Origin of the sequence: Pseudoalteromonas sp. TB41 (assembly GCF_000497975.1) — a bacterium.
GTDB classification, from domain to species: domain Bacteria; phylum Pseudomonadota; class Gammaproteobacteria; order Enterobacterales; family Alteromonadaceae; genus Pseudoalteromonas; species Pseudoalteromonas tetraodonis.
In genome coordinates, this window is sequence record NZ_AUTH01000016.1 from 1 (window position 1) to 12,578 (window position 12,578).

Sequence of the window (12,578 nt, forward strand, 5' to 3'; positions counted from 1 at the left end):
TTCAAATACGATGCAAATAAAGATATTTACTTATGCCCCGCTGGTAATGAACTTCAAAATCGAATGCAGGTATTTGAGCAAGGTAAATACCTTGATGTTTACTTCAATCACATTGCTTGTCGAGATTGTAAAATAAGAAGTCAGTGCACTAACTCTAAAAAAGACCCTAGGCGAATAAGGCGGTGGGTGCATGAGATTCTGACAGAAGAAATGCTTCAAAAGCTAAAGAATGAACCTGAATTGATGCTTCATCGCAAGCAAACTGTTGAGCACCCCTTTGGCACAATTAAACTCTGGATGGGAGCTACCCACTTACTAACACGAGGTTTAAAAAGCGTGAGTACAGAAATAAGTCTTCATGTTCTGGCTTACAACTTCAGAAGAATGCTCACAATTATGGGAGTTAATGGTCTAAGTAAAGCGATTAGAGTAGCGTTGCTATAGCAGTTTCGCTCGCGCGGAGAAAATTGCAATACTGAGAAAAAATCGATCGCAACCATCCTAGATGGTTTTAAACTAAGAACATACCCAAGACAATTTATTAAAAATTAGTTTTTACACAGTCTGTGCCGTTCGGATAAAAAGTGAATTTGAAAGCCTGTTGGGTGGCGCCTTCGGCTTAACCAACCTACCTTTTAATGTAGGTTGGACAAGTGGCGGAGCCTCGCCATCCGACAAAAATAATGAATTTACCAGAAACAGCCCAATTTACCCGTTAGCGATATAAATAACTGCTTTATACTGAAAGTTAAACCACTCTATACCGACTATTGACTGAGTGCTATTTGAGGACATTGATAATGCCCTGCTTAGGAGTGAGCAACGCAATACAGATCCCGCCGCGTACTACCTTAATCACTAAATTCAACGCATAGTAAAAACGCCACGCGTTGCGAACCCTTCTTGAGCAGTTTGTTATATGCCTTTAATCCCATACTCTCGTTGCATTGCATCATGAGTCATAACAATACATTCTTGATCTCTAAATCCTTCTTTGTAACTAATCACGAAGAATTTTTCTTGTGTAAACCAGTCTTGGACATGCCCTGCCTGAGATGGATAATGCTCAATAAATTTGACGTTTTCAAAAGCTAAACTATGTTGTTCAGATTCGTTGTAATACTCAATAATATGATTTTTTGCATCATTCAAACTCGGACCGATTTTGGGCCCCAACCACATCAAAGCCGATAATTCATCATTTATATTACCTGCTGTATTCATTCCATTCGATAAACTTTGTTGTAGCTTTGATAAAACACCCATTAAGTCGAAGGATGTAATTTTCTTGATAACGTCTTGCTCTTCAGATTTTATTGAAGCTAGAATATCTTGAGACATAAAATAACTGTATATACCTTCCGAAGCATTAACAACCGAAATACCATTCCAGCCTACCTGCTGCGAAGCCATTAAAATTGGTGGTTTCTTAAATGCTGGATCTGTCCATAACCTAAGCCTAAATATGAGTTCTTGAGGACTTTTATATTGGTTTATAGAATCGTATCTTAATTTCACTTATTACTCCCTTTGTAGTGACTCTGTATAGTTAATTAGTATATAACGCCCTCATAAGCTGCGGAACGTGTTGGACGCTTTTTTGCGTCATTTTCTTTCTAAGCAAAAAATCGCACGATGTGTGACGTCAGATTTAATGCGTTTGTTATATCGCTAGTCTTCTGTGTGAATATGCTGAACAGATTTTTGATAGTTTGTTACCGCAACATCAAGTTCGTTAATATCAGCCCAAGCAATGGCACCACTTGGTAGCTTAACGCCGTCCTTTTCCAAAATCGCATCTAGCAACTGCTTAATTTTGGAATACATATCTGGATCTGTTTTGATATTATTAATACAGTTTTCAGGTTTATCATTTGCAACTGTTTCTGAAAAGTAAGCCTCTTCAAAGTTAACTATTGATGCTACCACTTTTGATTCAGGTTGCATCTGAGCTTGTATTTTCCCATTATTTGTCCACGCTGGATTATTCATTTCAAACACATCGTATGCAATGCAACCATCTTTGCTTTTCTCTTTATTTCTTCGTTTCGACATACATTTTTGTGTATCTGTATCATGTAAAACGAAGTACTGACCTTTAAAGTGATTTAACACTTTCATCATTGACGCTACAGTTACTTTACCTCTAGCTCTTACAATATTAAGATCATGATATTCAAAATTATCATTAGAGGTTTCTTTATCTTTAATGTAACCAAATGCTGAATATTCAGTATCACCTTCAACAACTAGGACTCTCCCCCCAAAGAAAGCTTGCGAAATATGAGAGTCAAATAAATTTGTTAACTTCAAATTTTCTTTGTCGTCATCATCTAAACTCGCATCTTCTGGTCTATATAGAGTGGTTGTTTTTATGTTTCGGTGCTCATTTTTCTCAACCCTAATGACCGTTGTATGGTCTTTACTAAGATCAATAAAGTTTGGTGAATGTGTAGCTATCATTACTTGCCAATTATCACTTTCTGGTAACGAATACAGAACATCTCTGGCACTATCTATTGCAGTTGGGTGTAAGCTTACTTCTGGTTCATCCAACAATAATACGTGAGACGTATTATTTCCCAATTTTTCATGCTGAGATTTTGCCGACTTAGATGTTGTATTTTTAGCTTTAATGCCATTATCAGCTAAAAGTTTGAGAATAGTCCACAAAGCAGTTCTTCGACTTCCGCTTCCTTGTTTATTCAGAGGAAATTTTTCGCCACCTATCGCCCCCATTTGAACGTCGAACTCATCTCCTAGCAAATCCACTTTGATAGTAGAATTGCTCTCAGGAGCTAGAATTGATAATTCATGGTTTGGAAATATTTTTCCGATTATTTCGTTTGCAGTTGCCTCTAAATTTTGAACACTTTGATTTTGAGTTACCTTTGTATCTTTTCGTAGCTTGTCCAAAGAATCTAATACCTTTTCATAAACAGTCTTTTCATCAGCATCATTTTCTTTGTACTGTTTAATTCCTTCATCTAGTAAACTTTTCAAAAGTGATTTAATTGCTCTCGCTTGAATTTCTGGGTCATCAAATGTGCTTACCCTATGAGGTTTCGGTCTTTTAGATTTAGCCTTGTTATTCATACCCCAAGGCATAGTTTCATCATCACCTTTTTGAGCATAGCGGCCTAAGTTCACATTAAACCCTACACGTACGGGCTCAACATTGATTCCATTCCAAGTCCATTTTTCTCTTACAAGTAACATCCCATCATCTTGTTCCAAGCACCACTCATCACCAGGTTTCGTTTCATCAGTTGCTAAAGAATAAACCTCAACTTCCGGAAAAGATTCAGGTGTAACTTGTTTATTGTGGAAATCATCTTGTTCTAATTTCAAGCAATCTGTAACGACTTCAAAAGCTCTCAAAATAGTACTTTTACCAGCATTATTAGCACCAACTAAAACAACTATCTTATCAATATCTACAGTTACTTCATTAGCTCCTATACAACCAAAGTTTTTGATTATTAATTTCTTGATTTTTGGAATCATCTTAAATCCTTTTGAGTAACATTTTCTAAATTAACTTAATTAGAAAAAATATTATCGAGATCTTCGTCAATATAAACACCCGTTAATCCATTATCTTCTACAGCAGATTTAAACTTATCTGTACAATACAAACGAGAACCACCTGTAAATTTACTCTTAAAAACAGGCTTATTTTTTACATCATCATTTATGAAAGCAATCTTGATATAATCTAAAGGATAACCATCTAAATATTCGCGTTCACATTTTCCTTCATCTTCTAGTCCAAATGTACGCAAGTTAAAGATTACAATAGGTTCACCATCAGCTTTTGTTTCAATAAACTCACCTAAAGGCGCTAATAAATCTTTTAAAGCTTCATAAGCATTCATCCGAAGAGCGATAAACCCATCCATGATACTTATATCGTAGTTATCTTTTAGATAACCAGGTAAAAAAGACAACTCATAACCTTCAGGCCAATACTCTAATAAAGAGTCATTATTCATATGGATATCAAGTAGAAACATGCAAGCATCTTGATTAGATGGCAATATTGGTTGTATTTTTTCAGCGAATGAAAGTATGTCCCACTCAACCATGTCGTAAGAATTAGTAACAGGCTTTAACGAGAACAACTTCATGATTTACCATCCCAATTAGCATTTTTACGCATCATTACGCTGGCTGGCATCATATGATTTTTAATTTTTATTTTCACGCCTCGTAATGCATTTATGAAATCGAGCTTATTTACTTTGGTTCTTAAACTAGTAGACACCCAAACTTCATAATTATGGCGATGCAGCCTTCTGTGAGAAACAGTGTCAGGCGTAGCCCAATCATCTGACTTATTTTTTTCAAAGTTTCTTAGCCATACCCCATTCGTTGGATCATTAATACCAATACCAAACGAATGCATTCTTAAACGCGCAGCATATGTAAGGCGTTGTCTATAACGCCCCTTACCACAAACAATATGATGTGCTTCATGATATGAAGTCGGTTTTGGCTCGCCTGCCGCTCGTAAAAACTTAGCAAGTTTTTCAGTAGGATGATGTTCTTCTTCTGCTAGCTCCTTAACAGAACTCCCTTCACTTTCTGCGCGGTAAGACTCTAAGCTTTGCTGCGCGATAAGCAAGTGCTCTAAACGCTTACGTTCTTTTTGTAAGTGGTCGTAATCTCTTTGTAGCTTTTCCTTAGATGCAGCAGATTTACGGCGCTTATCGTCGTAGTGTTTTTTGGCTAGTAATTCATAATTATAAATAGCCATTTCTAAAGGGCTGGGGTTACTTGGTCGATCTGGCATTGGGTAGCGCTGTAGTTGAATCATCCTTAAATCCTTAAAATTTCCTTTTATTAGCGCGTAAAATAGCAAATAGACTATTGAGGTGCAATTATAAACGTTACACACCTAATAGTTGCGATCATTTTATTGCTTACAATGAATTACATAGCGGTCAAATTTCCTCTTCATACAACACAATTTTTGACTGACTGGTTATCTGTGTGTTGCATCGAATGGTTGAACTCACAGCTCATAGCCGAACTTCGCAAATTTTTAGAATTAAGTTATGGTTAGATAACATCATCTTTTATATTTTGGGAGTTTAATATGGCTAAAACAATAAAAACCAGCAACACCATAGATGAATCGGCGAATTTCGATTGCGACAATGTAAAAGCTGCATTAAATGGTCGGCTTTCGATAGATGATCTTAGCGCCGCTGAACAAGCTGTATTTATGGATGATTTTGATGAAGCTATAAACTCTAATTTAGAACAGGATTTTTCTAAGCATTTTGAAAAACTGAGCGGTAACGAAAAATTTTATGGCTTAGATGGTAAGGATAAAATTATCTGTGAAACAAAAAATAGCTCAAGTATGAATAAACACTGATAGCTCATACCTTAATCGAATTCAAATAAAAAGACCCCAGCGTTTGCTGGGGTCTTTTTATTTAGCCTCTGCCTTTTCGGCAGTTAAAAGTCACAAGTTGTGGTTGTTTACTTCCTGGCCTAATTTCAGCTGCCTATTCGGCAGAAGATACACGTGTAGGAACTACACGACTATTTTCTAAATTTCCAGCTACCTACTCGGCAGTTCACAATTCCAATTCCCCTCTACTTTCTTGCACTCAATTTCCAGCTACCTATTCGGCAGTTCACTATAAAAATAGTTTAAATTTCTATAAATACCAAACTGTTAAGTGACTTTTATATGATTCACCCTTACTTCTAACTAGTAGCATAACTTATTGGAATTATTATTACTGTTCTGTAACTAATTTTATTGGATATTCAAAGAGGGAACCGTGCCTTGAAATGTTTGATTTGTAGCAAAGCCATAATTGTTAAAGTGATTATTTATGGGTTCAGCTTTCTCAATTTTTTGTATATGAAGTATAAAATTTTCCCCGTTGCCTTTGCTTGATACGGGTATTGAATGAAAGTGGCCTATGTCTTTTGCCTCAAATTTATATTCAGGATTATAAACCTCACCTCTGGCTTCAGCTCTTTTTTTAGCGCGTTTTAACCGCCTTTGCTTTTCGCCAACAAAAGCTTTAGCTACTGATTGGTTGCGAATAAACATAACCTCATTTTGCTCTGTTGGTACTTCGAGTATTTTTGATAAGCCAAATAACTTATCATGAGCCATCATCTCAAAATAGCTTTGTTGAGATAGATTCATTAATTGCTTTTTATCTGTCGATACAAACGCTACTTCATTACCTATTGTTTGCTCATTCCATTTAGGAAAACACACACCTATATTACTAATTTCACGCGAACTCATAAACCCATGCAAAATGCCAATACAACGCCCAGCCAGAAGGCTTACATCACAATTTTTGGGTAAATAAGTAATGGTAAAATAATAGCGCTTCAACCTTTGCTCCTTTGGAATAAGCCACCTTTAATCAACACTGCCGCAATAAAATGAACCGCGTTTGATTGTTCACTTTGCTCTAAACCATGCTTTTCCATGTGCTTAATATGCAAAGCAATACGCGGGAGTAATGAATAAAAGTCTGAATGGGTCTTAGGTGTTCTGTGTGCAACTAATATTTGCTTATCTGCACCATACTCATGGGTGCGCAAAGGTTTGTAGCCTCCCTCATACCAATCATCAATAGTTTGAATAGCAGCCCCTACTTTTTGTGAGTTTAAACTTGCTGCTTTTTTATCGCCTACTTGAGTGTATGTAAGTTGTTTAGATGACATGCCCTGTTCAACAGTATCTACAAACTTTTGACTTGGGTGAACCTCCTGGCTAAATGCATTTTTAATTTTTGCTGTTATATCTAAATAACAGTAGCTTTGAGGGTTACTAAGCCCTTCTTGAATAGCTTCTGATAATGTTATTAGCGCTGTTTGATTATTTTGCCAATTGCCCTGCCACTTTAGCTTTTGTATACCTTCAACAACAATCGGGGCTGCATGTTCAGTAAGTACTTCTATATCAACATTCGGTGATTGACGGTTACGCCAAAGCCAGTTTCCCATCAGTATGTTTTTTGCGTAACGGGTAGCAACTTCATTAAGGCCATTGTGCTTTTTATAGGTTTCAAAAAAACGTTTTAACCAATAAATAACTTTAGGATCATCACAAACATGAGGCTCAATACTATTGGCCTCAACCCTGAGTGAAAAACGACAAAATAGCTCTTTTACTGTTGGAGGCACGTAGCACACATCAATTGTTTGAGGGTTTCCAAAAGCAAGATCTTGTGGCGCTAAATTTTTAGCCACATTTTGCTTTTGATACGCATCGCCAAATCCTGATTTTTGCCCAACTAGTTTATTTTGTTCTATTTGTAGCGGTTCAAAATCAGACTCTGGTGTTTTATAAAAAAACACTGCTTTGCTGGGTGAAAGCGAACGCGAGTAACTTAAGTGCCGAGGTAATTGCATTATTCATACTCAAACTTAGACTTTTTCATAAGCATAGACTCTTTTTGAACATCCATAACCCAAAATGCGTCATGAAAGAACTGCTTAGCCCCTGCATACTTAACTGACGTATTGCTAACACACTCTAACAATCCAATTACGGGCTCAGCGTAACAATGATATTCATGTAATGCTGTATCTCGCTTTACGGGTTCTTCAAGCGCAGCAAACCCAATTGCAGCGGGTCTTAGATTAAAGTTACCGTTAAGCGCATCTATCAATTGTTCCAAACTTTTAACTACTTTTTTTGAAGGGTACAACCAACTGCCATTTAACGCTTTTGCCTTTATATTTTTAAACAGCTCACTCGGTTTAGTATGTACATGACACCAGTCTATATTTTGATACAACGAAGGTGGATGCATAGTCCCGCCTGCAAATGAAGATGGTAGTGCAGGCTTTATAAACTGACTATTTAACTTATCTAACAACTCAGTATTTGGTACGAAAAGCCTAAACACTAAATCGAGTGTTATGTCACATTTAGGTTTATCGATAATTCCTGATCTTATTACATGACTACGGCCAGCAACTTGTTTTAACTTACTTGGTTCAGGTAATGGTTTATCCGTATGTAGTTGATAGTTTTCAATGTAAATGGCACTGCCAATACACTTAATTGAAGGGTCTATAAAGTTTTTTAGCTTACGCTCAAAGTTATGAGCAAGCCCATTTAAAGCAGTAAGTGACGGCATACCTTGAATATACGGGTTAGCCATTGCCTCGGCATCAAACACTCGCATATCTTGGCAATGTACATACACTATTTGCTCATCATTTAATGTTTCTTCAGTTGCACACTGAGTAAACACATAGTTTAACTGCGTTTTAAACAGCCCCATTAAATTAGGGTGATATGCAAAGCGTTTGAGCTTACTTAAATTACCAAGGCTTTCATTTAGTATGTTACTAAATTGGCTAATACAGTTAGTAATACTCTGATCTAAGTAATGCTTTGCCCAATCAGGGTAAGATTGCTCTTGCGCGTTATTTTTAGCTTCAAGAATGTTATCAAGCCATAACTGCAAACTAACACGGACTTGCCTAATAGCCGCTACTCGCGCTAATCGTTTTTGCCTCAATGTATTAAACTGCTTAATGTCTACCAATACCAAAAGCGCCTGTTGAAATTGACTACTTAATAGCGCACGAACTTTAAATGCTTTCTCAATATCATTATTGGCTACTTTAGAGCGGTTAATAGCCTTAGAATATGTTTTAGGGAAGTAGCGCAACACTCTTAAATTACCACCTACTGAGCTTGCTAAGTCGCCAACATTGGCAGGTCTTGAGTGCTCAACTAAACCAGAGTTTAATTTACGCTCTGTTGTTAATTGCTGAATTTTAGCTAGCATTACGTGGCTTACTACAGGCGTAACCGCAAGGTAGCTTTGCAGGTATGGCATTTGTAATTGTAGTGAAAAAGAGCTCACTTCTAATGGGAGCTCTGCTACTGGCAATTGCTGTTTTATTTTACCAGCTATGTCTAAAACCGCCTTTTTAGAAAACCCGTATGCTCTTATTAAATTAATCCAAACAGGCTCCTCAGTTATTAGTAACTTTGCTAAACAAGTTACTCCACCTTGCCAATTAAAAGAGGTTAAAAATAGCTTTGCATGATTAATTTCAGCACTGTTGTGCGACCATCCAAAACTCAAAGGTAATGACCGACTGCAAATACCCGCAATATCTTCACTTACGACCTTACTAATTAAACGCTGATGGCTTACTCGTATATCAGGGTATTTTAAATTATGAGTATGAAACCATTTTACTTCGTTAATGCACTTACTCAATAACACTTCATCGCGTAATACACTTTTAGCAGTTCTTACACTTGTTAAATCATCAATCTCACTTCGCTTATAAACTAGGTTAATGAGCACAGTCAGCGCTTGTTCCTCAAAACCATCTACCGCAACATGAGGCATGTATGGAGCAAACAACTTTCTAAGTGTTGTGGTTTTTTCTTTTAGTGATTCAATTGCAAGTGCATCTTGTAAGTTCATAAGTTACCACGGCGCTATAAATTGTTTTTTTGTTTGAGGCTTTTCAGCTGCGAATGCTTGCTGTAGTTCAATTACTTGGCGTAAATAAAAAACATGGCTATCAGCTCTGAGCTGTTCGTGCTTTTTTTGTGGGTAAGCGCAGTTTAAAAAGCCTTCTTGATGAAGCCTGTAAACTTGCTCTGTAGTGGTATTTAATAATACTGCGGTATCAAAAGTACAAAGCAGTAAGTCAGCAATATTTGGATGTTTAGCTTTAGGGTTACTATCAACTAATTCGACAAAATAATTAATAATCTCATCAAGAACTTTGTTTTTACGGTTACTTGTTGCAGCTATCTGAGCATCACGGATCACATTGCCATACACAGAGTTGAACTTAGTTTTATTAAAAGGGTTAAGTTGCTTAAGCCGCGCATTGTTTGTGAGTAAATCTAATTCAGTGGTAAGGCTTTCAGGCCAAGTACTAAAGTAATCAACAAAAGTACGGTTAAAGTCAGCATCACTTACATCAAGTTGTTTAACCTTTGCATATTCCGGAGCATCGTGAACAGTGATTCCGGCCCATCGTGAACACCCGTTCTGGTTTTAGCGTGAACGCTCATTCCGGTTTTATCGTGAACACTTTTGACTGATTTTCCGGAATCGGTGTTCACACCAAACCAGTACAATTTCAACGCATTGATTATTAATTACTTTGTTAAGCTATTTCCTTTTTGTATTACTGAGGAAGGGATATGGCGACTAAGAGGATCACAATGCGTAAAATTCGAGAAGTGTTGAGGCTACATTTTGCTGCCCAACTCAGTGTCAGAAAAATAAGTGCCAGCACTAAGATCAGTGTCGGTGGTATTCAAAAACTACTCACTAAAGCCAGAGCTTTATCGTTAAGTTGGCCACTGCCCGACGAGCTTGATGATTCTGTGCTTGCTAGTCAGTTCTATCCTCGCGCCGACACTCGGCCATCCCAGCGATTTGAAGTGCCAGATTGGCCAGCCATTCGAAAAGAATTAACGGGCAAAGGCGTCACCAAGAACTTACTCTGGGAAGAATATACTCAGCAATATCCGAATCGTTGTTACAGCTATTCTCAGTTCTGCGATCGCTATATGACCTGGCTTAAAAAGCAAAAACGTTCGATGCGACAAGTGCATAAAGCAGGAGAAAAACTCTTTGTCGATTATGCGGGTCAAACGATGCCCATTGTTTGTAATGCGACGGGTGAAGTGAAGTTCGCCCAGATATTCGTGGCGGTGATGGGCGCATCAAATTATACATTTTGTGAAGCAACCTGGAGCCAAAGTCTACCCGACTGGATCGGCAGTCACGTGCGAGCATTTGAATTTATCGGCGGTATACCTGACATGGTTATCCCCGATAATTTACGCAGTGGTGTCAGTAAAGCGTGTCGCTACGACCCTGATGTTAACCCGAGTTATCAGCAATTGGCCGCGCATTATGGCACCGTGATTGTGCCTGCTCGTCCCAGAAAACCACAAGATAAAGCCAAGGCCGAAGTGGGCGTGCAAATCATTGAACGCTGGATACTCGCCAAGTTACGACACCAAACCTTTTTCTCATTAGCTGAGCTAAACCATTGCATCAAAGCCTTACTGCTTGAGGTCAATAATAAGCCCTTTAAGCAACTGAGTGGGACACGACAATCATGGTTCGAGTCAATCGACAAACCCGCCCTCGCGCCCATGCCCAAACTAGCTTATCAATTCACGGATATTAAACACGTCAAAGTGAATATTGATTATCACGTTCAGTATGATAACCATCTTTACTCGGTACCCCATCACTTGGTGGGTGAAAAGCTTGAACTTCATGCCAAAGACAACTTGATTGAGGCTTATTTCAAGCATAAACGCATCACCAGTCACCCGAGAAAATATCATCCGGGCATGACCACCACATCCGAGCACATGCCTGTAAAGCATGAGAAGCATCATAAATGGTCACCAGGGCGTTTAATGAATTGGGCGAAAGATATTGGAGATGACGTTTTGCTCTGGGTGAAAGCACAATTGGCACAGAAACAACATGAAGAACAAGCGTATCGTGTGTGCTTAGGCTTACTCAACCTATCAAGAAGCTATCCCGCCGATCGGCTCAATAACGCCTGTGCGATAGCCAATCAATACAGTTTATATCGGTTAAAACATATCAAAGACATACTCAGTAGCAACCAAGATAAATTGCCGCGAACGCAAGAAGAGCCGTCGACGTTATTGCCACAATCCCATGAAAATATCCGTGGTCCTAAAAGCTTCCATTAAGGTAAGGAAATTCTATGTTAGAACAAACGATAACTCAGCTTCGTCAACTCAAACTCAGTGGTATGGCCAACGCCTTAGTGAGCCAAATGGAACAACCAAGTACTTATGAAGGGTTGTCCTTCGATGAGCGACTACAACTGCTAGCAGACAGTGAAGCCCAAGACCGAGAGAGCCGAAAACAACAACGCTTACTTAAAGCGGCAAAACTTAAATTAGCCGCTAACGCCAGAGACATAGATTATCATCACCCGCGAGGTCTCAATCAATCGATGATGGCATCGCTACTGCAATGTGATTGGCTGAATAAATCACAAAACTTACTGATCACAGGCCCTTGCGGTAGCGGTAAAACCTATATCACTTGTGCGCTTGCGCATACAGGATGCATGAAAGGCTACAGCGTTAAATATTACCGACTCTCAAGGTTGATGCTTGCGCTGACACAAGCCAAAGCAGATGGCACTTACAGTCGAATGTTACAGTCACTCGCTAAGATCGACTTACTCGTTTTAGATGATTGGGGGCTTGAGCCACTTAAAGCGGCACAACGAAATGACTTAATGGAGATCATGGATGATAGGCACGGCAGTTCATCAACCGCCATCATCAGTCAATTACCCACCGAAGAATGGCATCAATCCATCGGCGATAATACCTTAGCCGATGCCATTTTAGATCGACTAATGCACAATGCTCATCGGATAAAATTAAAGGGGGAGTCTATGAGAAAAATTCAATCTAAAATTGACCATCGTGAACACTTAGGTTAAAAATGTCATGAACCCAATGCGTGGAATTTAAGTGTTCACGATAAAACCGGAATCGGTGTTCACCATCACCGGAATACGCA

12 protein-coding genes are annotated in these 12,578 nt (G+C 38.4%); 4 read left to right on the forward strand and 8 right to left on the reverse strand.

Translation table 11 applies throughout. The annotated features are described in order from the left end of the window. Nucleotides 1-444: transposase (locus tag L641_RS0102820; protein ID WP_024601066.1), on the forward strand; the 444-nt coding region annotated here is incomplete at its 5' end. Nucleotides 445-915: 471 nt separating this feature from the next. Here the strand turns inward: L641_RS0102820 and L641_RS0102825 are convergent. The 4 genes from L641_RS0102825 to L641_RS23450 all read right to left on the reverse strand — a co-directional run bounded on the left by L641_RS0102825 (nucleotide 916) and on the right by L641_RS23450 (nucleotide 4,819). Further along, the gene (locus L641_RS0102825; protein WP_013465394.1) at nucleotides 916-1,518 is read right to left on the reverse strand and encodes a hypothetical protein; all 603 of its coding nucleotides are present in this window, start codon (nucleotides 1,516-1,518) and stop codon (nucleotides 916-918) included. Nucleotides 1,519-1,671: 153 nt separating this feature from the next. After that, nucleotides 1,672-3,507, reverse strand: coding sequence for an AAA family ATPase (locus L641_RS0102830; RefSeq protein WP_013465395.1), 1,836 nt, complete (start codon nucleotides 3,505-3,507; stop codon nucleotides 1,672-1,674). A gap of 35 nt (nucleotides 3,508-3,542) precedes the next feature. Next, nucleotides 3,543-4,130, reverse strand: a complete 588-nt coding sequence (locus L641_RS0102835; RefSeq protein ID WP_013465396.1) for a hypothetical protein — start codon at nucleotides 4,128-4,130, stop codon at nucleotides 3,543-3,545. Then, a complete protein-coding gene (locus L641_RS23450) occupies nucleotides 4,127-4,819 on the reverse strand; it encodes an AHH domain-containing protein (RefSeq protein WP_013465397.1) in 693 nt (230 codons plus the stop codon). Before L641_RS23450 ends, L641_RS0102835 begins: the two co-directional genes overlap by 4 nt. Nucleotides 4,820-5,101: 282 nt before the next feature. On the opposite strand from L641_RS23450, the gene L641_RS0102845 reads away from it, so the two are divergent. Further along, nucleotides 5,102-5,386: a hypothetical protein gene (locus L641_RS0102845; RefSeq protein ID WP_013465398.1), complete on the forward strand. Its 285-nt coding sequence runs from the start codon at nucleotides 5,102-5,104 to the stop codon at nucleotides 5,384-5,386. Nucleotides 5,387-5,776: 390 nt separating this feature from the next. On the opposite strand, the gene cas6f is transcribed toward L641_RS0102845, so the two are convergent. The 4 genes from cas6f to L641_RS0102865 are packed head-to-tail and all read right to left on the reverse strand — an operon-like array spanning nucleotide 5,777 to nucleotide 9,815. Next, nucleotides 5,777-6,376: a type I-F CRISPR-associated endoribonuclease Cas6/Csy4 gene (gene cas6f, locus L641_RS0102850; RefSeq protein WP_013465399.1), complete on the reverse strand. Its 600-nt coding sequence runs from the start codon at nucleotides 6,374-6,376 to the stop codon at nucleotides 5,777-5,779. Continuing rightward, nucleotides 6,373-7,401, reverse strand: a complete 1,029-nt coding sequence (gene csy3, locus L641_RS0102855; RefSeq protein WP_013465400.1) for a type I-F CRISPR-associated protein Csy3 — start codon at nucleotides 7,399-7,401, stop codon at nucleotides 6,373-6,375. Before csy3 ends, cas6f begins: the two co-directional genes overlap by 4 nt. Then, nucleotides 7,401-9,449 (reverse strand): type I-F CRISPR-associated protein Csy2, encoded by a 2,049-nt coding sequence (locus L641_RS0102860; RefSeq protein ID WP_013465401.1) that lies wholly within the window; start codon nucleotides 9,447-9,449, stop codon nucleotides 7,401-7,403. Before L641_RS0102860 ends, csy3 begins: the two co-directional genes overlap by 1 nt. 3 nt (nucleotides 9,450-9,452) lie before the next feature. Further along, entirely contained in the window at nucleotides 9,453-9,815 is a 363-nt protein-coding gene (locus L641_RS0102865) for a hypothetical protein (RefSeq protein WP_024601067.1), read from the reverse strand. 368 nt (nucleotides 9,816-10,183) lie between these two features. Between L641_RS0102865 and istA the strand changes: the two genes are divergently transcribed. Together istA and istB are read left to right on the forward strand one after the other, a co-directional pair. Beyond that, entirely contained in the window at nucleotides 10,184-11,728 is a 1,545-nt protein-coding gene (gene istA, locus L641_RS0102870; RefSeq protein WP_024600838.1) for an IS21 family transposase, read from the forward strand. Between the two features lie 14 nt (nucleotides 11,729-11,742). Further along, nucleotides 11,743-12,498 (forward strand): IS21-like element helper ATPase IstB, encoded by a 756-nt coding sequence (gene istB, locus L641_RS0102875; protein ID WP_008108839.1) that lies wholly within the window; start codon nucleotides 11,743-11,745, stop codon nucleotides 12,496-12,498. Nucleotides 12,499-12,578: the final 80 nt, after the last annotated feature.